Origin of the sequence: Nocardia sp. NPDC059236 (assembly GCF_042754085.1) — a bacterium.
In the GTDB taxonomy this organism is placed as follows: domain Bacteria; phylum Actinomycetota; class Actinomycetes; order Mycobacteriales; family Mycobacteriaceae; genus Nocardia.
Map to the genome: position 1 here is coordinate 267,195 of NZ_JBHZAF010000011.1, position 24,763 is coordinate 291,957.

The 24,763-nt window shown below is 69.6% G+C and carries 19 protein-coding genes and 2 pseudogenes; 9 read left to right on the top strand and 12 right to left on the bottom strand.

Going from position 1 to position 24,763, the window contains the following annotated elements; genetic code table 11:
• Nucleotides 1-64: 64 nt before the first annotated feature.
• Complete coding sequence (locus tag ACFXIV_RS28305) at nt 65-1,336, top strand: hypothetical protein (protein ID WP_379399232.1); 1,272 nt, start codon at nt 65-67, stop codon at nt 1,334-1,336.
• Here ACFXIV_RS28305 and ACFXIV_RS28310 read toward each other — a convergent pair.
• A complete protein-coding gene (locus ACFXIV_RS28310; protein ID WP_379399233.1) occupies nt 1,333-3,654 on the bottom strand; it encodes a bifunctional serine/threonine-protein kinase/ABC transporter substrate-binding protein in 2,322 nt (773 codons plus the stop codon). The two genes, ACFXIV_RS28305 and ACFXIV_RS28310, sit on opposite strands and share 4 nt — an antisense overlap.
• A 671-nt stretch (nt 3,655-4,325) precedes the next feature.
• Here ACFXIV_RS28310 and ACFXIV_RS28315 point away from each other — a divergent pair.
• From ACFXIV_RS28315 to der, 6 genes are all read left to right on the top strand, one after another.
• On the top strand, nt 4,326-5,222 hold the full coding sequence (locus ACFXIV_RS28315) for a ParA family protein (RefSeq protein ID WP_379389062.1): 897 nt from the start codon (nt 4,326-4,328) through the stop codon (nt 5,220-5,222).
• Between the two features lie 89 nt (nt 5,223-5,311).
• Nucleotides 5,312-6,181 (top strand): segregation and condensation protein A, encoded by an 870-nt coding sequence (locus ACFXIV_RS28320; RefSeq protein ID WP_379399257.1) that lies wholly within the window; start codon nt 5,312-5,314, stop codon nt 6,179-6,181.
• A complete protein-coding gene (gene scpB, locus ACFXIV_RS28325) occupies nt 6,178-6,975 on the top strand; it encodes an SMC-Scp complex subunit ScpB (protein WP_379399234.1) in 798 nt (265 codons plus the stop codon). The genes ACFXIV_RS28320 and scpB overlap by 4 nt, the downstream gene beginning before the upstream one ends.
• A gap of 11 nt (nt 6,976-6,986) precedes the next feature.
• Entirely contained in the window at nt 6,987-8,576 is a 1,590-nt protein-coding gene (locus ACFXIV_RS28330; protein WP_379399235.1) for a pseudouridine synthase, read from the top strand.
• A gap of 65 nt (nt 8,577-8,641) precedes the next feature.
• Nucleotides 8,642-9,310, top strand: a complete 669-nt coding sequence (cmk, locus tag ACFXIV_RS28335) for a (d)CMP kinase (protein ID WP_379399258.1) — start codon at nt 8,642-8,644, stop codon at nt 9,308-9,310.
• A complete protein-coding gene (gene der, locus ACFXIV_RS28340) occupies nt 9,307-10,722 on the top strand; it encodes a ribosome biogenesis GTPase Der (RefSeq protein ID WP_379399236.1) in 1,416 nt (471 codons plus the stop codon). Before cmk ends, der begins: the two co-directional genes overlap by 4 nt.
• Nucleotides 10,723-10,788: 66 nt before the next feature.
• Here der and xerD read toward each other — a convergent pair whose 3' ends face one another.
• The 5 genes from xerD to steA all read right to left on the bottom strand — a co-directional run bounded on the left by xerD (nt 10,789) and on the right by steA (nt 16,578).
• A complete protein-coding gene (xerD, locus tag ACFXIV_RS28345; RefSeq protein WP_379399237.1) occupies nt 10,789-11,709 on the bottom strand; it encodes a site-specific tyrosine recombinase XerD in 921 nt (306 codons plus the stop codon).
• Nucleotides 11,710-11,809: 100 nt separating this feature from the next.
• Nucleotides 11,810-12,463 carry an NUDIX domain-containing protein gene (locus ACFXIV_RS28350; RefSeq protein ID WP_379399238.1) on the bottom strand — a complete coding sequence of 218 codons (654 nt, stop codon included), beginning with the start codon at nt 12,461-12,463 and terminating at the stop codon, nt 11,810-11,812.
• A gap of 95 nt (nt 12,464-12,558) precedes the next feature.
• The gene (locus tag ACFXIV_RS28355; RefSeq protein WP_379399239.1) at nt 12,559-14,286 is read right to left on the bottom strand and encodes a CTP synthase; all 1,728 of its coding nucleotides are present in this window, start codon (nt 14,284-14,286) and stop codon (nt 12,559-12,561) included.
• Between the two features lie 152 nt (nt 14,287-14,438).
• Nucleotides 14,439-15,359, bottom strand: a complete 921-nt coding sequence (locus ACFXIV_RS28360) for a copper transporter (RefSeq protein ID WP_379399240.1) — start codon at nt 15,357-15,359, stop codon at nt 14,439-14,441.
• 7 nt (nt 15,360-15,366) lie between these two features.
• Nucleotides 15,367-16,578, bottom strand: a complete 1,212-nt coding sequence (gene steA, locus ACFXIV_RS28365; protein ID WP_379399241.1) for a putative cytokinetic ring protein SteA — start codon at nt 16,576-16,578, stop codon at nt 15,367-15,369.
• Nucleotides 16,579-16,852: 274 nt separating this feature from the next.
• Here steA and ACFXIV_RS28370 point away from each other — a divergent pair, with 274 nt between their 5' ends.
• Nucleotides 16,853-17,272 (top strand): SRPBCC family protein, encoded by a 420-nt coding sequence (locus ACFXIV_RS28370; RefSeq protein ID WP_354844850.1) that lies wholly within the window; start codon nt 16,853-16,855, stop codon nt 17,270-17,272.
• 96 nt (nt 17,273-17,368) lie between these two features.
• On the opposite strand, the gene recN is transcribed toward ACFXIV_RS28370, so the two are convergent.
• Genes recN through ACFXIV_RS28390 form a run of 4 tightly spaced genes read right to left on the bottom strand, consistent with a single transcriptional unit; the run spans nt 17,369 to nt 21,212 of the window.
• Entirely contained in the window at nt 17,369-19,150 is a 1,782-nt protein-coding gene (recN, locus tag ACFXIV_RS28375) for a DNA repair protein RecN (protein ID WP_379399242.1), read from the bottom strand.
• Complete coding sequence (locus ACFXIV_RS28380; protein WP_379399243.1) at nt 19,128-20,093, bottom strand: NAD kinase; 966 nt, start codon at nt 20,091-20,093, stop codon at nt 19,128-19,130. Before ACFXIV_RS28380 ends, recN begins: the two co-directional genes overlap by 23 nt.
• Nucleotides 20,090-20,980, bottom strand: a complete 891-nt coding sequence (locus tag ACFXIV_RS28385; protein ID WP_379399244.1) for a TlyA family RNA methyltransferase — start codon at nt 20,978-20,980, stop codon at nt 20,090-20,092. Before ACFXIV_RS28385 ends, ACFXIV_RS28380 begins: the two co-directional genes overlap by 4 nt.
• 1 nt (nt 20,981) lies before the next feature.
• Nucleotides 20,982-21,212: a hypothetical protein gene (locus ACFXIV_RS28390; protein ID WP_379389051.1), complete on the bottom strand. Its 231-nt coding sequence runs from the start codon at nt 21,210-21,212 to the stop codon at nt 20,982-20,984.
• Between the two features lie 319 nt (nt 21,213-21,531).
• Between ACFXIV_RS28390 and ACFXIV_RS28395 the strand changes: the two are divergent.
• A pseudogene (locus ACFXIV_RS28395) lies at nt 21,532-21,638 on the top strand (SAM-dependent methyltransferase); the annotation flags it as partial.
• A 166-nt stretch (nt 21,639-21,804) separates the two neighbouring features.
• Here ACFXIV_RS28395 and ACFXIV_RS28400 read toward each other — a convergent pair.
• Both ACFXIV_RS28400 and ACFXIV_RS28405 read right to left on the bottom strand, forming a co-directional pair.
• Entirely contained in the window at nt 21,805-22,707 is a 903-nt protein-coding gene (locus tag ACFXIV_RS28400) for an HAD-IIA family hydrolase (protein ID WP_379399245.1), read from the bottom strand.
• A 267-nt stretch (nt 22,708-22,974) separates the two neighbouring features.
• Nucleotides 22,975-23,958 (bottom strand): annotated as a pseudogene (locus ACFXIV_RS28405) (hypothetical protein); the annotation flags it as partial.
• Nucleotides 23,959-24,763 lie beyond the last annotated feature (805 nt).

Below are 24,763 nucleotides of genomic sequence, written 5' to 3' on the forward strand. Positions count from 1 at the left end.
TGCGCGCGCTGTTACGGTGGCTGGACGGTAACTGACCTGTTGCTTCAGACCTTGGGAGCCGCCCGTGCAGCGGTATCGCGCGGCCCTCGACACGGCGGGCGCGTGCGCCGCCGCCGCGATCGCGGGCCTGGCCCTCATCGTGCCCGTCGACACCGGGTGCGCACCCAACTCGTCCGCGCTGCAGATGACGCTGCTGAGCGTGACCGTGCCCCGGGCCACGGCCGCGGGCGTGATCATCGCGGTGCTGGCCGCGGTGTGCGTGCGCATGTTCGGCACCCGCACCGCCTGGGGCACCGCCACGGTCGCGACACTGATTCTGGTCACCGACCACCTGGTGCCCGCCCCCTCGGTGACCATGGCCACCGCCAACTTCGTCGATTCGATCGCGGCGGGCGTACTGCTCGGCGCGGCGGGGGCGGCGGCGCTCGAATACCGGCCGCCCGCAATCGGATACCTGCTCGGGGGGCTCATCGGCGTCACGGTGGGCGACCACATCGAGACCATCGCGGCCGAGCAGGGAACCCAATCGCTGCTCGAACGCGCCTTCGTGAATCTGCCGCCGGACTGGGTCACCGTACCGACAATGGGATTGCTGGCCGTGTGCTGTGTCCTGTGCCCGCGCGCGGGGGTGGCATCCCATTCCACCGCGTTGAACCTGCCGTTCGCGCCGGTGCTCGCCGCGGCCGTGGTGGTCACCACCATCGACATAGTGTCGGAGCGGCTCACCACGGCGACGAGCGACGCCGCGGTCATCGTGGCCGGAACGCTCGCGGTGCTCGCGGCGGCGGTGATCGCCGCGCTGCTGCTGCCGGACCGCGACGGCACCCTCACACTGCTCGCGGTGGCGCTCGCCGCGACGGGCAGCGCGATCGCCATCGCGGCCCAGGCGCATTGGAAGCTCGCGCCGATTCTCTCGGTCTTGGTGCTCGGCCTGGCGACGGGCCTGCGGCGCGCGGCGCCGGTCGTCGCCGCGGTCGCGATCGTCGCCCTCGGGGTGTTCGCGCTGCTGGTTCCCGGCACGCGACACGATGATTCGTGGAGCGCGCTGATCGGCAGCTGCGCCGTCGCCGCGCTGGCCGGGTACAGCTTCGGCGCGGTCACCACCCGCGGCACGGCCGGGACCGTGCTGGCGATCGGCCTGCTGTTCATTCCGACCGCCGTGCTCACGCTGGAATTCCGTGGCTGCGAGGCGTTACCGCTGCATCCCAACCGGGCCGTCGAATCGGGCGGTCGCGCCGCCTGGATGGCCATCGCTCTCGGGGCCGGATGCCTGGCCGCCGTCATCGCGCTACGACGCCTGCGGCCCGAGCAGGTCGAGCGGGTCGAGCAGGATTAGGAGATCCGGTACAGCCAGATCCGGGGATCGCCGAGTTCACCGGTCGCGCCCCAGCTGTACGCGTGGGCGATGCCGTCGCCTTTGTAGCCGTGCAGGTAGGTCCGCAGTTCCGTGCGACCCGCGTGCCCGGACACGATGCCCCGCAACACGATCGCGGTCAGGTCGTAGGCCTCGGCGGCATACGCGGTCGGGGCGGACCCGGTGGCGGACCGGTACTCGCCGACGAAGCGTTCGGTGGCCGCCCCGCACTGACAGGCCACGAGGGTGCCGGTGGCCGCCGGACCCGCGAGGGTCCGGAAGTCCGGGTCGTAGCTGCCGTCGCCCAGCACGAAAGTCGCCGTGACACCGGCACTCCGGAGCTTGGTGAGCAGCTCGGCGGCGGCCAATTTGTACCCGGCGTAGAACACCGCGTCCGGGTGCGCCCCGGCGATGGTGGTCACGGCGTCACCCGGATCGCCGTCCGGGTCGATGCTGACCTGGCACCCCGCGAGCGCGGCCGGGCCCAGCCCCATGGTCACCGAGTCCGCGAGCGAGCCGCCGAATCCGCCGTCGCTGTCGCGCACCACGCAGACCCGGGAGAAGTGCGCGGTGTTCGCCAGATACCGGCCCAGCGCCGGACCCTCCGCATTGTCGTTGGCCAGGCCGCGGAAGAAGCCGGACCAACCCGACTGCGCCAGTAGCGGATTCGTCGCCGCCGGGGTGAGAAACGACAGCCCGGCGGCGTCGAACGTCTTGCCCGCCGCCACCACCTCGCGGGACAGGGTGGGACCGATCACCGCAATGATCGAGGTGTCCGCGGCGATCTGCTCGGCGATCCGCGCCGCCGTCGTCTGGCTGCCCGCGGTGTCGAACCCGCGGACGGCGACCGGGCAGGCCTTGCTGCCGCCCTGGCTCCCGCCCTGGACGAACTGGTCGACGGCCAGATTCACGGCGTCGATCACCGTGCGCCCCAGAGCGACATCGCTATCAGCGCCCGTCAGGGGCACCGCGGCGGCGATGGAGACCGGCTTGCACGGCAGCCGGCCGTCGTTCGCGGGGTCCTCCACCGAGACGGGGTAGGCGACCTTGTCACCGAGGGAGTCGATCTGGGTGAGCGGCACGAAACCCGGAAACACGGCAGCGTACGGGCCGCCGGTGTTCGCCGGGGGCGTGCTCCGCGACGACCCGGAATCGTGTGTCGCCCAGACGATTCCGGCCGCAGTCGCGACCACGACGACCAGCGCCGCCGCACCGGCGTTGATCCAGCGTGCACGCCCGCCGTTCCGGTTCGGCGGCGGAGGCGGCGGGGACGACGGCCTGTCCAGCACGGTGGCCTCGCCCGCCGGGGGCAGGGTGATGGTGGCCGACACGCTGTCGCTCGGTCCGGTCGACGTGGTCCGGGCGCCGGCGAAGAGAGTGGTCACGGGTGACGCGGCGGCCACCTGCAGCGGCACCATGGTGGACTCGGACTCATCCGACAGTGCCCGCAGCGCAGCGTCGGCGAACGCACGGCAGGAGTCGAAGCGGTCCTCCGGGCGTTTGGCGAGGCCGCGCGCCAGCACCGCGTCGAGGGCGGCGGGCAGCTCCGGTCGCCGGCCGGTGACCCGCGGCGCCGGATGCTGCAGGTGCCCCGCGATGACCGCCGCCGCGGTTTCCGCCTGGTACGGCGTCGATCCGGTGAGCAGCCGGAACAGTGTGCACGCCAGCGAATACTGATCCGAGCGCTGGTCGAGCGCGGCCCCCGACAGCTGCTCCGGCGACGCGTAGGTGATCGTCGCCGCCAGCATCCCGGTCCGGGTGATCTGCGCCGAGTCGTCGCGCAGCCGCCCGATCCCGAAGTCCGTCAGCAGAATCCGCCGATCCTGCCCCGGCACCGAGCGGGTCAGCAGAATATTGGCCGGCTTCACATCCCGGTGGATCACCCCCATCGAATGGGCGTAGTCCAGCGCCTTGGCGGTCTCGCCGATGATGTGGACCGCGTCGTGCGCGGGCAGGGTGAACGGGTCCAGCGCCGCCGCGTCCCCACCGTCCACGTACTGCATGGCGATCCACAGCCGCCCGTCCTCGACCCCCCGATCGTGCACCGCAACGATATTCGGATGATCCAGCCGGGCCACCAGCTCGGCCTCCCGCTCGAACCGGAACCGGGTCTCCCGCTGCGACACCAACTCCCGCGCCAGCAGCTTGATCGCCACCAGCCGGGGCAATCGCGGATGCCGGGCCAGAAAAACATCCCCCATCCCGCCCCCACCGAGCCGCCGCTCGATCAAATAACCGGCGAATTCCGTACCCGCAAACAACATTCGGCCCTTCGCACCCCGCAACCTCCCCCGAACCATACCCGCTACACCCCGCAAGAGATCCGATCGACAGCCCCGCCCACCCAGACCTTCGTGACCGGGCCGGTGCGGGAGTTCTCGGCGCTGAGGCCGGGTGATCTGGTGCGGGATTTCGATGTCGACGCGATGGCGGCTGGGGCACCGGAGCATCCGGGTCCGGAGTTCGTGACGCGGCCGGCGGGGTTGTGTGATACGGGCGGGGTTGTGTGATGCGGAGTGGGTCGCGCTCGGGGGCTCGGGGGCTATTGTGGGCAGTTGCCGTCAGAGTTGATGGCGGGTCGGTGTGGGGGGCGGCGACGGAGAGACGGTTCCGCTGGGAGGGATCGACTGAGCCGGAGGGAAATCGGGTGGGCCGGATCGGACAGGATTCGGGGAAACCCCCGCTGATCTCCCGCAGTCCTGGTGCATAGGCCGTAACCTGCTGTCCCACAGGCGAAGAATGCTCCTGACCGGACACCAGTCCGACCGAGGACACCCTTACCCGCCCTGAAGTGCAGGTTTAGGGTGCGTGTCCGAGCGTTGGTCTTGCGTGAACAGGCGGTAGCGTCTAGGAGGGACCCGGTCGCACACGCGGCCGGGCGCTTCGTTCACGGCAGGTCGGTGGACGGAGCAAGGGCAGGAACGTCGAAGGAGCAGCGGACGTGACGACTACCGGTGGTGCGGGCCAGCGGATCGAAACCGCCGCGCAAACACTGTGGGAGGCACCCGATGTGGTGTCCGACGGCAAGGAGTTCGGCCCCACCGGACGCCCGGTTCGCGAGATTCCGGAACCCCACGAAGCCGATCACAGCGGACCCGCCCTGATCGTCGCCATGTGCAATCAGAAGGGCGGCGTCGGCAAGACCACCTCGACCATCAATCTCGGTGCGGCGCTGGCCGAATACGGGCGCAAGGTGCTGCTGGTCGACCTGGATCCGCAGGGCGCGCTGTCGGCGGGACTCGGTGTGGCGCACCACGATCTGGACGTCACCGTGCACAACCTGCTCGTCGGCCCCGGCAAGGTCAATGTCGACGACGTGCTGATGAACACCAAGGTCGAGGGTATGGATCTGCTGCCCAGCAATATCGACCTGTCGGCGGCGGAGATTCAGCTCGTCAACGAGGTCGGCCGGGAGCAGACGCTGGGCCGCGCCATCGCGCCGCTGCGCGACCGCTACGACTACATCCTGATCGACTGCCAGCCCTCGCTGGGCCTGCTCACCGTGAACGCCCTGGCCTGCGCCGACGGCGTCATCATTCCCATGGAGTGCGAATACTTCTCGCTGCGCGGCCTGGCCCTGCTCAACGACACCGTGGAGAAGGTGCGGGACCGGCTGAATCCGGAACTGACCCTGTACGGCATCGTGGTCACCATGTTCGATGCTCGCCTATTGCATTCACGTCAGGTGATGACGCGCGTGGTCGAGGTGTTCGGCGACCTCGTGTACGACACCGTGATCTCGCGGACCGTCCGCTTCCCCGACGCCAGTGTCGCCGGCGAGCCCATCACCACCTGGGCGCCGAAATCCGGTGGCGCGGAAGCCTATCGGGCCATGGCCCGGGAAGTCATCCAGCGGTCGGGCCGTTGAGCGATCCTCTCGATTCGTCCGAGCACGACCCGGCGGACGCGGATACAGCCCTGCCCGCCGGAGATCCGGACTCGCCGGTCCTGGCCGACATCGTCGCAGGCGGCGGTACTGCTGGACCATCGGACGATCAGAACGCAACGGGCAAATTTCACCTGAAGCTCGCCAACTTCGAGGGCCCGTTCGACCTGTTGCTGCAGCTCATCAGCTCGCGGCGGCTCGACGTCACCGAGATCGCGCTGCACAAGGTGACCGACGAATTCATCGCCCACACCAGGGCGCTCACAGCCCGGCTCTCGGAAGAAAAGGGGCTGCGCGCGGACAAGGTCCTCGACCAGACCACCGAATTCCTGCTCATCGCGGCCACCCTGCTGGATCTGAAGGCGGCCCGGCTGCTCCCCTCCGGCGAGGTCTCCGACGAGGAGGACCTCGAGCTCCTCGAAGCCCGCGACCTGCTGTTCGCGCGGCTGTTGCAGTATCGCGCCTTCAAACAGGTCGCGGCGCTGCTGGGCGAGCTGGAGGCCGCGGCGCTGCAACGCTATCCGCGCGCGGTGTCGCTGGAGGAGCGGTATCTGGCGCTGTTGCCGGAGGTTACGCTGGGGGTGGACGCCGCGGGGTTCGCCGAGGTCGCAGCCACCGTGTTCCGGCCGCGTCCGAAACCGAGGGTGGGGCTGGATCACATCCACGCCCATGCGATTTCGATCGCCGAGCAGGCCGCGCTGGTACTGGAGATGCTGAAAAGCCGTGGCGCGGGCGGCTGGACGACCTTCCACGAACTCTGCGCCGACTGCGAACTGCCGATCCAGATCGTGGCCCGCTTCCTCGCGCTGCTCGAGCTCTACCGGGGCAAGACCATCGAGTTCGATCAGCCCGACCCTCTGGGCCCGCTCTCCATCAGCTGGATCGGCGAGCTCGAAGACCAACCCGCCCAACCGGTGACTATCGACGAGGACTATGGATGACCGAGGTGCACGACTTGGGTGACGAGCCGACGACCGAAGTCACACAGACGGCGACCGAGATCACAGTTTCCGCGACCGAGGTCACGGAATCCGGGACGGCCGGCGTCACGCCTGTGACGGCCGTGACACCGGAGACGGCTGTCGATCCGGCGGAGTTCGAGGACGAAGAGGCGCTGAGCGAGGAGGAGTTCCGGTCGGCGCTGGAGGCGATGCTGCTCGTGGTCGACGCGCCCGCGCCGGTGGAACTGCTGGCCTCGGCGCTGCGGGATCACCCGATCCGGGTGGAGACCGCGCTGCGGGAGATGTCGGCGGAGCTGACCGCGCGGCGCAGTGGCATGGATCTCAGGTACGTGGGCGACGGGTGGCGCTACTACACGCGGACGGAATTCGCCCCCTATGTGGAACGTATGCTGTTGGACGGCGCACGGTCGAAGCTCACACGCGCCGCTTTGGAAACCCTGGCGGTGATCGCGTACCGTCAACCGGTTACCCGAGCACGCGTGAGTGCGGTGCGCGGTGTGAACGTGGATGGCGTGATCCGGACCCTGCTGGCGCGGGGCCTGATCGCGGAGGCCGGAGCGGACCCGGAGACCAACGGCACTCTGTACATCACCACCGAGCTGTTCCTGGAACGGATCGGACTTGCGTCACTGGCGGATCTGCCGCCGCTGGCCCCACTGCTCCCGGGCGTCGATCTGATCGACGAGATCAACGAGAGCCTGGACACCGACCCCCGGTACACCAGGCTGAGGAAACCGGCCGAGGCGGATATCGACCTCGGCACCGATGACTGAAATAGGACAACGTGAATACACCCGCTCGCCGAGATGGCACACCGGATCGTAGGAAACGTGGCAGTGAACCGCCTCGCGGCGGTTCCCGGGCCGCCCGCGGCCGGACCGGAGACGACCGGTCCGCGCGCGGCGGCAGCTCGTATGGCGGAGGCGGAGGCTACGACGGCCCCGCGAACTCACGCGGCGGCGCCGCGAACACCCGTGGCGGCTCCGCGAATCGCGGCGGATCGCGCGGCGACTCGCCCTCGTGGGGCGGCAATTCCCGAGGCGACTCGCGCGGTGGCGGCGGCTCGTACGGCGGCGGACGCGGCGGCAGCGGGTCCTATGACTCACGCTCCGGCGGATCCCGCGGCGGTTCGTACGGCTCGCGCGGCGCTTCCAGCTCGCGCGGCGAAGGCTATGGCTCGCGCGGCGAAGGCAATGGTTCGCGCGGCGAAGGCTATGGCTCGCGCAGTGAGGGTTACGGCTCGCGCGGCGAAAGCCAGTGGGGCGGAGGCGGTTCGCGCGGGGGCGCGTCCTCGCGTGGCGGCTCCTCCTTCGGAAACTCCGCGCGCGGCAACCAGTCTCGCGGTGACTGGGGTTCCGATTCGCGTGGCGCCGGGCGTGGCGGCGACAGCCGTGGCGGCCAGTCGCGCACCGGATTCGGCTCCGACCGTGCCGGTTTCGGCCAGGATCGCAATGCGTCGCGCGGCCGGATCGGCGGCGGCAGCCCGCTGGCCCCGCACACCTCGCCGAACACCCCCGCCAAGAAGAAGGCCAAGCCGGTCAAGCAGGTCGTGACTCCGGTCCTGATCAGCAATGCCAAGCCGGCGCGCCGCCAGCATGTGGACGCCGACGCGCAGGGCCCGAAGAAGCTGCCCTGGGGCGAGGGCGAGCGCCTGCAGAAGGTCCTCGCGAAGGCCGGGGTGGCCTCGCGCCGCGCGGCCGAGGAGATGATCGAGGCCGGCCGCATCGAGGTGGACGGCAAGATCGTGCGCGAGCAGGGCCTGCGCATCGACCCGCAGACCGCGGTGGTCCGGGTCGACGGCGTGCGCGTGGTGATCCGCGACGAGCAGGTGTACCTGGCGCTGAACAAGCCCAAGGGCTGGCAGTCGACCATGTCCGACGAGATGGGCCGCCCGTGCGTGGGCGACATCGTCGCCGAGCGGATCGCGGCCGGTCAGCGCCTGTTCCACGTCGGCCGCCTGGACGCCGACACCGAGGGCCTGCTGCTGCTCACCAATGACGGTGATCTCGCGCACCGGCTCATGCACCCGTCCTTCGAGGTGTCCAAGACCTACCTGGCCACGGTCAACGGCGAGGTCAAGAACCGCGAGGTCGGCAAGCTGCTCAAGGACGGCGTCGAGCTGGAGGACGGTCCCGCCAAGGTGGACCGGTTCCAGGTGCTCGAGGTCGGCCAGGGCAAGTCGCTGGTGAAGGTGGTGCTGCACGAGGGCCGCAAGCACATCGTGCGCCGCCTGCTGGCCGAGGTCGGCCACCCGGTGACCGCGCTGGTGCGCACCCACATTGGACCGGTCGCACTGGGCGATCAGCGGCCGGGCACGCTGCGCGTGCTGGGCCGGGACGAAATCGGGAAGCTCTACGAGGCGGTGTCGTTGTGAACGGTGTGGGAAGTCTGATCGACGCGACCGGCGCGCTGACCGGGTGGGCGCGGCTGGTCGTCGCCATGGACGGCCCGTCGGGCACCGGCAAGTCGAGCGTGTCGCGCTTGCTGGCGACCCGGCTCGAGGCCAGCTACCTCGACACCGGTGCCATGTACCGGGTGGCGACACTGCGCGTGCTGCGCACCGGCGTGGACCTGGACGACGCCGCGGCCATCGCGGTCGCGGTCAAGGAGCTGCCGCTGACCATCGGCACCGATCCGAGCCGGGAGGTCATCCTGCTCGACGATGAGGATGTGTCGAGCGAGATTCGCGGCAACGCGGTGACCAAGGCGGTGTCGGCGGTATCCGCCGTGCCCGAGGTGCGCGAGCAGCTGGTGGCCCTGCAGCGGGACCTCACCGCGGCGGCGGGGCGAATCGTGGTCGAGGGCCGCGATATCGGCACCGTCGTGCTGCCCGAGGCCGATGTGAAGATCTACCTGACCGCCTCGGCCGAGGCCCGCGCCGCGCGACGCAACACACAGAACATCGCGGAGGGCCGGGGTGACGATTTCGAGGCCGTGCTGGCCGACGTGCAGCGCCGCGACACCCTGGATTCGACACGCAAGGTGTCGCCGCTGCGTCCCGCCGAGGACGCCGTGCTGGTCGACACCAGCGATCTGAACAAGGACGAGGTCATCGACGAGCTGTATCGCGTCGTGGCCGAACAGATTTCGGTGGGAGGCTCGCAGTGACGCAGGACACCTTCGCCGGTGATGGCATCTGGTCGGACGAATCAGACTGGGACATCGCCGAATTCGAGGGCGAGCAGGACGCCGAACACATTCCGCTGCCAACGGTCGCCATTGTCGGCCGCCCGAACGTCGGCAAATCGACCCTGGTGAACCGCATTCTGGGTCGCCGCGAGGCCGTCGTCGAGGATATTCCGGGCGTGACCCGGGACCGGATCTCCTACGAGGCCAACTGGGCCGGACGCCGGTTCCTGGTACAGGACACCGGCGGCTGGGAGCCCGACGCCAAGGGCCTGCAGCAGTCGGTGGCCCGGCAGGCCGAGGTCGCCATGCAGACCGCCGACGCGATCGTCGTGGTGGTGGATGTCACCGTCGGCGCGACCTCCGCCGACGAGGCGGTGGCGAAGACGCTGCGCCGCAGCAAGACCCCGGTCATCCTGGTGGCCAACAAGGTCGACAACCAGAAGCTGGAGGCCGATGCGGCCGAGCTGTGGTCGATGGGCCTCGGTGAGCCGCAGCTGGTCTCGGCCGCGCACGGTCGCGGCACCGGTGATCTGCTGGACCTCATTCTGGAGGTGATGCCCGAAACCCCGCGCGAGGGAACGGGTCTCACCGGCGGCCCGCGCCGCGTGGCGCTGGTCGGCAAACCGAATGTGGGCAAGTCCTCGCTGCTGAACCGGCTGGCGGGCGAGGAGCGCTCGGTCGTCCACAATGTCGCGGGCACCACCGTCGACCCGGTCGACTCGCTCGTCGAATTGGGCGGCAAGCCCTGGCGTTTCGTGGATACCGCGGGTCTGCGCCGCAAGGTGAGCAATGCCAGCGGCCACGAGTTCTACGCGTCGCTGCGCACCAAGTCGGCCATCGAGGCCGCCGAGGTGGCCGTCATGCTGATCGACGCCTCGGAGCCGATCACCGAGCAGGACCTGCGCGTCATCTCCATGGTGGCCGACGCCGGGCGCGCCCTGGTGATCGCCTACAACAAGTGGGATCTGGTCGACGAGGACCGCCGCGAGATGCTCGAGCGCGAGATCGACCGCGAAATGGTCCAGGTCCGCTGGGCCCAGCGCGTCAATATCTCCGCTCAGACGGGTCGCGCCGTCCAGAAGCTCGTCCCCGCCATGGAAACCGCCCTGGATTCCTGGGACAAGCGCATCTCCACCGGCCGCCTGAACAACTGGCTCAAGGAGGTCATCGCGGCAACCCCGCCCCCGATGCGCGGCGGCCGCCTCCCCCGAGTCCTGTTCGCCACCCAGGCCTCCACCCGCCCCCCGACGTTCGTCCTCTTCACCACGGGCTTCCTCGAGGCCGGCTACCGCCGCTTCCTCGAACGAAAGCTCCGCGAGGAGTTCAACTTCGACGGCTCCCCGGTCCGCGTGAACGTCCGCGTCCGCGAAAAGCGCGAACGCAAGAAGTAAGGCCCACGCGCCGAACGAAACCCAACGCCCGGGCGACGGATCCCACCGTCCCCCGGGCGTTCTCGTTCAGCGAGCGCGCGGATGCGCGGTGGCCCATACCTCGTGCAGGGTGCCGACGGTGACCAGGGTGTAGATCTGGGTAGTGGTCACCGAGGCGTGGCCCAGCAGTTCCTGGACGACCCGGACGTCGGCGCCGCCGTCGAGTAGATGCGTGGCGAAGGAATGCCGGAGGGTGTGGGGCGACACCTGGGCGGCGATGCCGGCCCGCTCCGCCGCGGATTGCAGGACCTGCCAGGCGGTTTGGCGGGAGAGGCGGCCGCCGCGGTGGTTGAGGAAGAGGGCACTGTTGCCCTTGCCCCGGGTGGCGAGGGCGGGGCGGCCGCGGACCAGGTAGTTGTCGAGGGCGGCCAGGGCGGGGCGGCCGATCGGGACCATGCGCTGTTTGCCGCCCTTGCCGCGCAGGACCACCGCGCGTTCGGCGGTGTCGATGTCGTCCACGTCGAGCCCGACCATCTCGGAGATGCGAGCGCCCGTGGAGTACAGCAACTCCAGTAGTGCCCGGTCGCGCAGCCCGCGCGGGCCGTCGGCGATGTCTCCCCCGGCGGCGTCGAGCAGGCGGGAAACCTGGTCGTACGGGAGGGCTTTCGGCAGTCTGCGGGCGGGTGTCGGCGGTTTCACCGGATGCGCCACATCCGCGTCGGTGATGCCCTCCGCCGTCGCGAAACGGTGCAGCCCGCGGACGGCGACCAGGGCCCGCGACGCCGACGAGGCCGCCAGGGCGGGATGCTCGGAGTCCCCCGACCGCAGCGACACCATGTAGTCGGCAATATCCGATTCGGCCACGCGGGCAAGCGTTTCCACTCCGCGCTCGGTCAGAAAGTACTGGTAGCGGCCCAGATCCCGCCGATAGGCGCTGAGCGTATTGCGCGCGGCGCCGCGCTCGACCGCCAAATGGTCGAGGTACGCGTCGATCTGCCGCTTCAGCACGGCTCACATCTTTGCAGCCGCCACCGACGAACTCCTCGACCCGAACCCGGCGAAGCGAACAAGTTTCCCAATCGGGACCTATTGCCTGCCCAATCGGGATCTACTGCGACGCCTCCCGCGCCTTGCGATCCAGGAACGCGGTGGGCATCCCTGGCCAGGGCGCGTCGGCGGGCCGCAGCCGGGCCCCGCTGGACCGGGCCGTCATCAGCGCGGTCACCCCGGCCACCGCGGTGGCATTGGTGATATCTCCCGCCAGCGCGGCCTGTACGGCCTCCGTCAACGGCATCCGCAGGATCTGGAGGTCGGCCTCCTCCATTTCCGGGTCCGGCCGGTCGATTTCGTAGAGCCCGGTCGCCAGATATACCCGCAGCGCTTCATCGGTGAACCCGGGCGAGAGCGCCACATCGACCAGCACCGACCACTCCCGCGCGGCCAGCCCGGTCTCCTCGGCCAGCTCTCGCTGGGCGGCTTCGAGGGGATCCTCGCCCGCCTTGTCCAGCAGTCCGGCCGGCAGCTCCAGCAGCCGCCGCCCGATCGGATGCCGGTACTGATCGACCAGCACCAGATTGTCGTTCTCGTCCAGCGCCGCCACGGCGACCGCCGCGTGGTGCTCGATCACCTCCCGCTCGGCGACCTTGCCGCCGGGCATGACCACCTGGTCCAACCGCAGCGCCAGGATCGCGCCCGAGTACACCGTGCGACTGGACAGGACATCGAAATCGTGGGTGCCGGGGACCGGTTCCGAGGAGGTCATTCCAGAACCGTAGCGCGGTTACCCGTGCGGATACGAAACCGCCCGAGCACTCGTCGAATGCTCGGGCGGGCCGTGGAATCCCGGTCAGGCGGGGATCACTTGGAGACCTTCTCGGCTTCCGCGGCGGGCACCTCGTCGGGAATCTCCACCGGAAGCCGTTCGGCGGCCTTGTATTCCAGCGCCGCCGAGATCAGCGCCGCGAACAGCGGGTGCGGGCGCGTCGGACGGGACTTGAGCTCCGGGTGCGCCTGGGTGGCGACCAGGAACGGGTGCTTGTCCTGCGGGTACTCCACGAACTCGACCAGGTGGCCGTTCGGGGAGGTGCCGCTGAACTTCAGGCCGCTCTTGGCGATCTTGTCGCGGAAGGTGTTGTTGACCTCGTACCGGTGCCGGTGCCGCTCGGAGACCTCGGTCTCGCCGTACGCCCGCGCCACCAGTGAATCCTGCTGCAGCACAGCCGGGTACGCGCCGAGCCGCATGGTGCCGCCCAGATCGGCCTCGCCGGCCACGATCTGCTCCTGGTCGGCCATGGTCGAGATGACCGGGTACTTGGTGTCGGGCTCGAATTCCGCCGAGTTGGCGTCCTTCATGCCCACCGAGCGCGCCGCCTCGATGACCACGCACTGCAGACCCAGGCACAGGCCCAGCAGCGGAATCTTGTGCTCGCGGGCGTAGTGGATGGCGCCCACCTTGCCCTCGATGCCGCGAATGCCGAAGCCGCCCGGGATCAGGATGGCGTCCACGTCGGCCAGGTGCGACCGCGCACCCGCCTCGGTCTCGCACTCGTCGGACTGCACCCAGCGGATGTTCACCTTGGCCCGCGAGGCGAAACCGCCCGCGCGCAGCGCCTCGGTGACCGACAGGTAGGCATCGGGCAGGTCCACGTACTTGCCGACCAGCGCGACGGCGACCTCTTCGCGCGGGTTGTGCACGCGGTCCAGCAGATCGCCCCAGACCGTCCAGTCGACGTCGCGGAAGGGCAGCCCCAGCTTGCGAACGACGTAGGCGTCCAAGCCTTCCCGGTGCAGCACCTTCGGAATGTCGTAGATCGACGGCGCGTCCGGCGTGGAGATGCAGGCGTCCACATCCACGTCGCACATGAGCGCGATCTTGTTCTTCAGCGGCTGCGGCACCTCGCGGTCGCAGCGCAGGATGAGCGCGTCGGGCTGGATACCGATATTGCGCAGCGCCGCCACCGAGTGCTGGGTCGGCTTGGTCTTGAGCTCGCCCGAGGGACCCAGGTAGGGCACCAGCGTGACGTGCAGGAAGAAGCAGTTGTCGCGACCCACCTCGTGACGAATCTGCCGCGCCGCCTCGAGGAACGGCTGCGACTCGATATCGCCCACGGTGCCACCGATTTCGGTGATCACCACATCCGGCGCCTGCCCGTGCAGGTCCGGTCCCGTCATGGCGAGAATGCGACTCTTGATCTCATCGGTGATGTGCGGGATCACCTGCACGGTGTCACCGAGGTACTCACCCCGGCGCTCCTTGGCGATCACCTTCGAGTACACCTGGCCGGTGGTGACATTGGCGTCCCCGGACAGATCGCGATCCAGGAACCGTTCGTAGTGGCCGACATCTAGGTCCGTCTCCGCGCCGTCCTCGGTCACGAACACCTCACCGTGCTGGAAGGGGTTCATGGTGCCGGGATCGACATTCAGGTACGGATCCAGCTTCTGCATCGTGACGCGGAGTCCGCGTGAAGTGAGCAGCTGACCGAGGCTGGAGGCGGTCAGACCCTTACCGAGTGAAGAGGCGACGCCACCGCTGACGAAGATGTGTTTCGTGGCCGCGCGCGCCGGAATCCGTGATTGACCCACGGGACTTCACGGTAACACGGATCGGCGACGTCGATCGCATGCCACACATGTTGGTTGCCCGCGATTGGCTCGATTCTGCGTGTCGCGGGAAGTCTTTCCCATGTCGGCATCGGCGTGGCCGGGGCTTTCCGACGTGCGGCCCGGGGATCGTCTCAGTGCGGCATGGCCGCGACTGTGAGCGAGGTCGCCTTCTCACCTGTGCCGTAACGGCCGGTACCGCCGTTCAACTGCTCGGTGAGCCCGAGCACGGTGGTGATCCGCCCGATCTCACGATCGACATTGTCGACGGTCGTGACGGTCGACAGCCCACCCTCGGACCGTGTCACAGCGATCGCTCCGGGCCCCTCGGCGGCCCCGTAGCGACCCGCCAGCACCACCCCGGCACAGTGGGACCGCAGACCCCCGGCGAACCTGGCGATGATGGTGCCTCGATTGTTCTCGTCGGCCCGCGCCCCGTCGCCGGTGACCACCACGGCCAGCTGGGCGGGCTGCACGTCGGCGAAGGTCAGGAAGCCGCCGCCGCGCAGCGTCTCGAGGGCCAGGCCGCGCTCCTGCGGGGTGCCGCGCGCCTGCCCGCTGACCGGATCGTCGAGCAGCACCTGGCCGAGCAGATCGCCCGCGAGGCTGCCCTGATCCACGGCGTCGACCTCCAGCTGCGCGCCCGCGGGGACCACGTTCAGCAGCGCGGTGCGTAGTCGATCGCCCTCGGAGGAGTCGGCGAACGCGCCGGTCAGGCCGATCCGGCCGGTAACCGCGGCGCCCGCGGTGGTGAGGGCCGCGGTGACGGCATCGGCGTCGCCGCTGTCGGCGTCGGGGGTGGTGAAGACGAGGACCGATCGGTTGGCCAGCGCGCCCCCCAGCAGCTTGCCCGCCGAACCCGACAGGAAGGCGTCGGCCGCCTTCACCTGTTCGTTCAAACGTCCGTTCTCGGCACGCAGATCGTCGATCTGCTGCCGGTCGCCCGTGCCGGAAAACAACCCATTGCCTTGTGTGCGGGTGCCCAGCACCACGCCGACCGCCAGGGCCAGAAATACCGCGGCGATCGAAATCGCGTGGTGGCGAAAGGAAATCATCGGTCCCCTACCTGTGCCGGTCGAATAGGCCCTGTACCCAGTGCGATCCGCGATGCCAGGTGTCGGCGGTCCAGGTCAGCGCCTCAACGCCCATGTGGGTGGCCAGCAGCGCGACCACCAGGGCCACCAGCGCCGCGAGCACCACCAGCGCGACCGCCCAGCCGGAGCCCCGGTGGCGGTACAGCGAGGCAACGGCTTTCGCGTCCATGAGCTTGGTGCCCATTTTGAGCCGGGTCAGGAAGGTGGCCGGATTCGAATCGCGCCGGCCGCGGTCGAAGAAGTCGTCCAGCGAGGCCGCCGCGCCGACGGTGACGATCAGCGACGCGCCGTGATGATCCGCCAGCAGCAGCGCCAGATCCGCAGGCGCGCCCGAGGACGGGAAGGTGGTCGCGCCGATGCCCAGATCCTGGATGCGCTCCAAACCCTTGGCGTGGCCGTCGGTATCGGCGGGCAGGATCACCTCCGCGCCGGACTTCAGCGTGTTCGCGGTGATCTCCTCCGGGTCACCGACGATGAGGTCGGGCCGGTAACCGTGGCGGGTCAGGGTGTCCGCGCCCCGGCCGACGCCGATCAGGATCGGCGCGCACTCCTTGATGAACGGCTTGATGCGCTTGAGGTCGTCGATGTGCTCGGGACCGTCGGCCACCACCACGACATGCCGCTTCTTCATGTCGACTTCGACATCCGGCACGCCGATTCCATCGATGAGCAAGGAGGATTCGGTGCGGATGAACTCGATGGTGTTGCCGGAGAAGGCTTCCAGATGGTCGGCCAGCCCGTTGCGCGCCTCGATCATGCGCTCGGCGATGGTGAACTCGGTGAGCTCGATGCCCTCGACGAGTACCTCGGGTTCCCTCTTCGCCAGTTTGTCCGCGTAGACGACGCCACCCTCGACGCGAACCTTGGCGCCGTCCTTGATCTTCTTGAAGACATCCGAGCTGACCGCGTCCAGCAACTGGATGCCATTGGCCACCAGCACTTCCGGACCGAGGTTCGGATATCGCCCGGAGATCGACGGCGAGGCGTTCACCACCACCGCCACCTGGGCTTCGACGAGCCGGTCGGCGGTGAGCCGATCCAGGTCCATCTCATCGAGCACCACCACGTCGCCGGGCCCCACGCGCTGGAGCAAACGCCTGGTGTTGCGGTCCACCCGGGCCATCCCGGTCAGACCCGGCAGCGTTTCGGTATTACGCGACAACAGGGCCAGCATCTTCATAACGATCGATGATTACGGCAAAGTCTCAACCTTTGATGGAGGCGCGCCGGTCAGCAAACTATCCGCTCCGACTCCCAGTCACTTCAGCAGGCAGCCGAGAGCCGTCAACGGTCATGCATCCGTGCTATCAGTTTGGTGCCGAATCCATTTCGGACGTACCCGGCGAGTTACCCCAATCGGCACGAAATCAGTGGTCACGCCCGCATACGGGCGCCGTGGGCGCAGGCCCGATCGCACCTTCCATCTTACCGACCGGTAAGGCTATGCTCCGGACATGGCCAGCACCACCGTTGATACGGTCCTACCCGCCCCGCGTGAGGTCGTCTACAAGCTCTTCACCGAGCGCGACAGCCTCAATGCCTTTCTGCCCATTCAGATTTCACTGAAGAAGCCGGGCATCGGGAGCCCGTCCGGCGTCGGCGCGCAGTACCACCTGGGCCTGGCCGGCATCGGCCCGACCGAGGAGACCACCGAGCTCGTCCCCAATGAGCGCATGGTCTACCGCGTCATCGCGGGCGCCCCGGTCAAGCGGCACGTCGGCACCATCAGCTTCTCCGACGCGCCGGGCGGCACCAGGGTCGTCTACACCATGGAGTCCGAGCCCAGCCTCCCCGTCCCCGCCCAGATCCTCGAGCCCGGCCTCCGCGCCCTCACCAACGCCCTCATCGGCGGAGTGCGCAAGGCGATCAAGTAGCGCTCGGCCACCGCGCTTTCGGAGTCGGCGCGGCGGCACGGACAGAACCGGCCGGACCCGGCGCGGGCCCGGCCGGTTTTCTGTCTCCGTGCCCGGTTACTCGCCCGAGACGGCGGCGCCGACCTTCTCGGCGTCGGCGGTGGTGAGGAGTTCCCAGGCGTGGGCGCGGCCGGTTTCGGTGTCGCCCATGCCCGCCAGCATGCGGGCGAGTTCGACGACGCGTTCGTCCTGGGTGAGGGCTTTGACGCCGGATTTGACGGCCTTGCCGTCGTCGAGCTTGTCGACCACCAGGTGGGTGTCGGCGAAGGCGGCCACCTGTGGCAGGTGGGTGACGACGATGACCTGGTGGGTGCGGGCCAGACGGGCCAGGCGGCGGCCGATCTCGACGGCGGCGCGGCCGCCGACACCGGCATCGACCTCGTCGAAGACCATGGTGGTGCCATGTTCGGAGCTGGCGAGAACCACTTCCAGGGCGAGCATGATGCGGGAGAGCTCACCGCCGGAGGCGCTCTTGCTCAGCGGCAGCGGGTGCGCGCCGGAGTGAGCGGCCAGACGGAATTCCACCTCGTCCACACCGGTCGAGCCGGCGTGCAGTTCGGTGCCGTCGACAACCAGCGGGGCCGAATCCTGCACGCCCGCAAGGACGGGACCGACCCCGACCTCGAGCCGGGCACGACCCATGGCCAGACCGCCCAGTTCGGTGCTCACGGCCGACGCCAGCTTTCCCGCGGCCTTGCTACGGGCCGCGGTCAGCTTCTTGGCCGTTTCGCGCACCTTCTCGGCCGCGGTCTCGACATCCGCGGCCAGCGCCGCCAGCGCCTCCTCCGACACGTCCAGCGAGGCCAGGCGCGTGCGCGCCTCCTCGGCCCACTTGATGACCCCGTCGATATCCGGCGCGTACTTGCGGGTCAGCGTCTTCAGCTCGGCCTGGCGGGTCAGCATGGACTCCAGCGCGCCCGGATCGGACGGCAGGTCCGACAGGTAGGAGCTGAGCTCGGTCGTCAGATCCACCACCACCGAAATCGCCTCGCCCAGACGGGGAGCCAGCGCGGTCAGGATCGGATCGTCGGAGGCTTCGATGCGGGCGCGCGCGGTACCCAGCAGATCCAGGGCGCCCGCGTCCTCACCCGGCGAATCGGCCGGACCGGCGAGCGCGTCGTGCGCGGTGGAGGCGGCCTCGCGCAGCGAATCCAGATCCGACAGCCGGCGCACCTCGGCCACCAGGTGGTCGTCCTCGCCGGGTTCCGGTGCGACAGCGTCGATCTCGGCCAGCGACTGCGTCAGATGATCGGCTTCCAGGGCCAGCTCCCGGCTGCGCGCGGTCCGCTCGAGCAGCTGATTGCGCTTGTCCAGCCAGGCCTTTCGAGCCTTCTGGTACTTGGCCAGCAGCGGCGCCACCGCATCGGAGGCGAACTGGTCCAGCGCGTGCAGCTGCTGGTCGGGCCGCTGCAGCCGCAGCTGATCGTTCTGCCCGTGCACGGTGAGCAGCGGGGTGGTGAAGTCCGCGAGCACCGCGGCCGGCACACTGCGGCCACCCAGGTGGGCGCGGGAGCGGCCGTCGGATCCGACCGTGCGGACGGCGATGATGCTGCCGTCGTCATCGCGTTCGGCGCCGGTGGATTCCAGCACCTGCTCGACCTCGCCGAGGGCGCCGTCGTGCACCTCGTCCACGGTGAAACGGCCCTCCACCACGGCCCGCGACGCCCCGAGGCGCACCCGTCCCGCGTCGGCGCGGGCGCCGCTGAGCAAGTGCAGGCTCGTCACCACCATGGTCTTGCCCGCACCGGTCTCACCGGTCAAGACGGTCAAACCCTCGTGGAATTGTGCGGTGGCGGTGGAAATTACGCCCAGCCCGTCAATCCTGATCTCTGTCAGCACTCGTGCTCTCCGTTCGCCGTCGGCCACGCCAGCCTGTCACGGGCAACTGGAATTTGCGCACCATCCGATCGGCGAACGGCGCGGAGTCGAGCCGAACCCACCGCACCGGGTCGGTCCCGCGGACCGTCTCGACCCGGCCGCCCCGCGGCAGTGCGAGGGTGCGTCGGCCGTCGAGGAAAACGATCGCATCATGGCCCGTCGCAACGGTTTCCACCGCGATCAGCGAATTCGGGCTGGTCACCAGGGGTCGCGCGAACAGGGCGTGCGCATTGGACGGGATCACCAGCAGCGCTTCGAGTTCCGGCCACACCACCGGTCCGCCCGCCGAGAAGGCGTAGGCGGTGGACCCGGTCGGCGTGGCGATCAGCACACCGTCGCAGCCGAAGGCCGACACCGGCCGGCCGTCCACCTCCAGCACCACCTCCAGCACGCCCATGCGCGCCGCGTTCTCGATGCTGGCCTCGTTCAACGCCCAGCCGCGCTCCACCACCACATCGTCGACGCGCACGGTGACGTCGATGGTCATCCGCTCCTCGACGGTGTAGTCGCGCCGCACCACCTGGGACAGCGCCTCGTCCAGGTGCTCGGCCTCGGCCTCGGTGAGAAAACCGATGCGCCCCAGATTGATTCCGAGCACCGGCACCGAGGCACTGCGGGCGAGTTCGGCCGCCCGCAGGAACGTCCCGTCACCGCCGAGCGCCAGCACCATCTCGGTGCCGACCGCCGCGTCGAGATCGTGTGCCATCACCCGCGCCGGGTATCCGTCGGCCGCGCCGTCGTCGTCGATGTCGAACCGGGTGCTGTACGCCTCGTCCTCGAGCACGCGCAGCCCCATCCCGGCCCCGCACAGGATCTTCGCGACCCGGTGCGCGGTATCGGTGATCTCCGGCCGTCCCGGATGCGCGACCAGCAGAACCTGCCTGGCCGGGCTAGCCGCGTTCACTGTGGACCCTCCTGCACCGCACGCTCGATCAGCGCCGCCACACGCGCCGCCTCGTCTGCATCGTATGCGCCCCCACCGACGTCCGCGCCGTCACCGGTCGCAGCGGGCTCGGTCTCCGGACGCTCCGGCGCGCCGGTCTCCTTGCGCAACCAGAGGAAATACTCGACATTCCCGGACGGACCGGGCAGTGGGCTGGCCCTCACGCCACGCGTACGCAGCCCGAGTTTCGCTGCCGCGGCGGCGACTTCGCGCACCGCCTCGGCGCGCAGGGCCGGATCCCGCACCACGCCACCGGATCCCACGCGATCCTTACCCACCTCGAACTGCGGCTTCACCATGGGCAGCAGATCCGCGCCCGGCGCACAGCAGGCGGCCAGCGCGGGCAGCACCAGGCCCAGGGAGATGAACGACAGGTCGGCGACCACCAATTCGACGGTGCCGCCGATGAGTTCGGGCGTCAGCTGCCGCACATTGGTGCGGTCGTGCACGCGGACGCGGTCATCGTTCTGCAGCCGCCAGATCAGCTGGCCGTACCCGACATCGGCGGCCACCACCTCCTTGGCTCCGCGCGACAGCAACACATCGGTGAATCCACCCGTGGACGCGCCCGCGTCCAGGCACCGCTTGCCCTCGACCGACACGCCCTGCGGCTCGAACCCCTCGAGCGCGCCCAGCAGTTTGTGCGCGCCGCGCGAGGCCCACTGCACCTCGTCGGGCTCCTCCCGCACCAACAGCGGCGTACCCGCCTCGACTCCCGTCGCCGCCTTGGTGGCGACCGACCCATTGATCAGGACGCGGCCCGCGTTGATCAGCTCGACCGCGTGTTCCCGCGACCGCGCCAATCCGCGGCGAACCAGTTCCGCGTCCACCCGCGCGCGCCTGGCCACCTCAGATCTTGTCCACCGTGGCCAGGGCCTGCACCAGCACCTCGTGCGCCTGCTCCAGAATCTTGGCCCGCCGCACGATATCGGTGCCCTCCGAGTGCACACTCGGCGCGCCCGGGAAGCCCGGATTCGGTGCGCCCGCCGACAATTCGGCCAGCAGCGCGGCCACCTCCGCCTGGACCCGCTCCGGGTCGGCGAACTCCTGATTCGCACCCGGCAGATGCTGCCCGGGCAACGGCGCCCCCGGACGGGGCCCCGGCGTCCCGATAGGGGACCCCGGCGCGGGAAACTGCGGGCGAGGCGTGGGCATAGTCATCGTGGCGACAACGCTACCCGAACTCGCATTCGAACACACGTACCCCACCGCTTACCGATCCACCCGCCGACCGGCCCCCGCCGCGTCGCCCCGGCCCACTCTCTCGGGTGTCCCGGAAAACCGCTCGTGGGCGGCCGACAGCATGAGGCAAATGGACAGCGACGTCGAGAAGCTGATCGCCGAGACCCGCCCTTCCCGCCGACCATGGTCCGCACCTGATCCCGGCCGCCCGCTCCGGCTGCCGCACCCGCGCCGCGCGGTGGTCGTCGCCGACCCGGACGAACCGCCACTCCCCTTCGCCGACATTGCCTTCGACCTGGTGACAGCCGCCATCCCTCGACCGTTCGACGCGTGAAAACCGGTGTGAGACTTCACAATAATGAGATGTCGAGGTCTTCGAACGCCGGATTACAGTCCGATCGATGACAGCACAAGAGAAAGGCGCGGAGCCGCACACCGCCAACTTCTCCGACGACGCGACCTGAGCCACAGGCCCGCGGCAAGCCCTCGACTATGCGCGAGGCGTCGAGGAGACCCGGATGGCGCGGCCCGGGGCCGCGTCCAGGCGGGCCGTGATCTCCTTCGCGATGTCTCCGGTGCCCGGCACGACCGGATCGAAGTCGGCGACAGGGTGATTCAGCGCGTCGAGGGATTCGGCGATGTAGGTCGGCATGCAATCCGAGGGCTGGGTGCCCAGATCCTCGAGCGTGCTCACGCCGGTCAGCACCATCAGCGACTCCAGGCCGGTGGCGTGCGCGCCGTCGATATCGGTGTCGAGGCGGTCGCCGACCACCAGGGCGTCGCGGGTACCGGCCCGATCGAGCGCATCCTCCATCAGCGGCGCGTACGGCTTGCCCGCCACGATCGGCACCAGGCCCGACGCCTGCCGCAGCGCCGCGACCATCGAGCCGTTGCCGGGAGCCAGGCCGCGCTCGGTGGGGAGCGTGGCGTCGGTATTGGCGGCCACCCACAGCGCCCCTGCACGCAGCGCGTAGGCGGCCTCGGCCAGATCCGCCCACGCGGTCTGCATCGAATGGCCTTGCACCACAGCGCTCGGCGCGAGGCCGTCGAAGCGGCGGACCGCCTGCAGGCCGACGTTCTCCACCTCGGCCATCAGATCATCGGTGCCGACCACCAGCACCGTCGACCCCGGCGGGATCCGCTGCGCCAGCACACGCGCGGCCGCCTGCGCGCTGGTCACCACCTCGTCCTCGTGCGCGTCGAAACCGAGCTCCCGCAGGTGAAATGCCACCGCGTCGGCCGAGCGGCTCGCATTGTTGGTGACGTACATCAGGCGCTGTCCGGGATCGCCCGTCGAAAGTGCTTCCGACGCACCTGGAATCGGCTCGTGGCCGCGGAACAGGGTTCCGTCCAGATCCAACAGCAATGCCTCGAACCGATCCCGCAGTCGCATTACGCCGTCCCTCTCGTCACTCTTCACAGAAACAAAAACGACCGTGCGGCTGCGCTGTTGCGCGGCCGCACGGTCGAAATCACTTGCCGGTCCTCAGTTCTCGGAGTCGTCCGCGGGCTCGCCGGAACCATCCGCGGCTTTCCCGGCCGGCTCGGACTCGGCAGCGGTGTCCTCGGCGTCGGAATCCTCCTCCGCCGCAGCGGAATCCGCGTCGTCCTCGTCGTCGTCCTCGTCGAACGCTGCGGTCCAGTCCGCACCGCCGTCACCGTCGCCGGAGAGTTCGGCTGCGCGGTCCTCGGCGTCGGTCTCGCCGTCCAGGTCGGCGGAGGCGGCGTTCATGAACCAGGTCAGCGCTTCGTCTTCGCGACCGGCGGCCAGCAGGGCCTCGGCGTAGGCGTAGAACAGGCGCGCGGCCGCGGAACCGGTGCGCGCCGGATCCAGCTCGGCGGTCTGCAGGGTGACGACGGCCTGGTCGAACTGCCCCAGATCCATCCGGGCGCCGGCGACCACGATGCGCAGCTCGGTGGCCTCGTCGCCCTGCAGGGCCCGGGCCTCATCGCTGCGGCCCAGCTCGATGGCGCGCTCGGGACGGCCCAGACCACGCTCGCAGTCGGCCATGACGGCCAGCAGACCCGAACCGCCGGACATGCGGCGCGCGGTCCGCAGCTCCGACAGCGCCTCGGCCCATTCACCCGCGTGATAGGCCGCGACACCGGCGGTCTCGCGCACCACCGCGATGCGGCCGGCCCGCTGCCGGGCAGCGCGCGCATGCTCCAGTGCCAGCTCCGGATCCTCGTCCAGCAGCTGTGCCACCATGACCAGGTGCCGGGCCACCGACTCGGCATTGCCCTTGTCCAGGCTCAGCAGATCGCGCCGCACCGCCGGTTCGAGATCGGAGGCCTGCACGTCGTCCGGCAGGTTCGGCTCATCGGGACGACCCGTACGCCGCTCCCCCGGCCGGCCGCCGCTGACCCGCGCGCCCTCGCCACCGCGGCGACGCTCGCCCTCGAACGACCTCTCGCTCGCGCCGTTCCCGGCCCGCTCGACATCCTGTCCCGCTCCCGAGTGCTCCGGACGCTCATCTGCGAACCCGTTGCGCGCGAAGCCCTTCCGCTCCTCCCGCTCCCCGCGGTCCCGGTCGAATCCCCGTCCCCCACCACGGTTGAACCCGCCTTCACGACGGTCCCCGCGGTTGAAGCCACCTTCGCGGCGCTCGCCGCGATTGGAGCCACCGTCACGGTCGCCGCCTCGGTTGAATCCACCCTCGCGACGCTCACCGCGCTGGAAACCGCCTTCGCGACGGTCACCACGGTTGAAACCGCCCTCACGACGATCACCGCCGCGATCGAAGCCACCCTCACGACGCTCGCCACGGTTGAACCCGCCTTCACGACGATCACCACGGTCGAAGCCGCCTTCACGACGATCACCGCTCCGCTGGAAACCGCCCTCGCGGCGCTCGCCGCGGTTGAAGCCGCCCTCGCGGTTGTAGCCGCCCCGGCCACCTTCGCGCTCGGACCCGCCGCGGCTGCCGCCCTCGCCCCGATAGCCGCCGCGATCGCGGTCGCCCTCGGAACGGTAGCCGCCACGCTCATTGTCACGACCGCGGTTGAATCCGCCACCGCTGCGGTTGAATCCGCCCTCACGACCGCCATCGCGCTCGCGGCGCGGTCCGCCCGACGACCGTCCTTGGTCGCGGCGTTCGCCCTCGTCGCGCCGGCCATAGCCGCCCTGTCCGGTCCCACCACTATTACGGCGGAAGGGTTTGCGGCCGTCGTTCTGCTCCGCCACGGTGATCCCTCTCTGTTCTTGTAGCCTGCGGTACCCGGCCACGGCGCTGGAGCGCGTGAGGAGGGCCGGTGGGCGATCCCACCTACCCATGAATTCAATCACGCCGCTCTCGAGCGTCAACGCAGCACCGGGTGGTCAAACGCCGAAAGGGGACCCGGTGAGGGTCCCCTTTCGCGAAGGATGTTCCGGCGGTGTCCTACTCTCCCACACCCTGTCGAGTGCAGTACCATCGGCGCAGGTGGCCTTAGCTTCCGGGTTCGGAATG

What these genes read in the sequence shown, in the direction of transcription:
- ACFXIV_RS28310 (WP_379399233.1), bottom strand. Translation starts at nt 3,654, where the DNA reads ATGGTTCGGGGGAGGTTGCGGGGTGCGAAGGGCCGAATGTTGTTTGCG.
- scpB (WP_379399234.1), top strand. Translation starts at nt 6,178, where the DNA reads ATGACCGAGGTGCACGACTTGGGTGACGAGCCGACGACCGAAGTCACA.
- cmk (WP_379399258.1), top strand. Translation starts at nt 8,642, where the DNA reads ATGGACGGCCCGTCGGGCACCGGCAAGTCGAGCGTGTCGCGCTTGCTG.
- ACFXIV_RS28350 (WP_379399238.1), bottom strand. Translation starts at nt 12,463, where the DNA reads ATGACCTCCTCGGAACCGGTCCCCGGCACCCACGATTTCGATGTCCTG.
- ACFXIV_RS28360 (WP_379399240.1), bottom strand. Translation starts at nt 15,359, where the DNA reads ATGATTTCCTTTCGCCACCACGCGATTTCGATCGCCGCGGTATTTCTG.
- steA (WP_379399241.1), bottom strand. Translation starts at nt 16,578, where the DNA reads ATGAAGATGCTGGCCCTGTTGTCGCGTAATACCGAAACGCTGCCGGGT.
- ACFXIV_RS28370 (WP_354844850.1), top strand. Translation starts at nt 16,853, where the DNA reads ATGGCCAGCACCACCGTTGATACGGTCCTACCCGCCCCGCGTGAGGTC.
- ACFXIV_RS28400 (WP_379399245.1), bottom strand. Translation starts at nt 22,707, where the DNA reads ATGCGACTGCGGGATCGGTTCGAGGCATTGCTGTTGGATCTGGACGGA.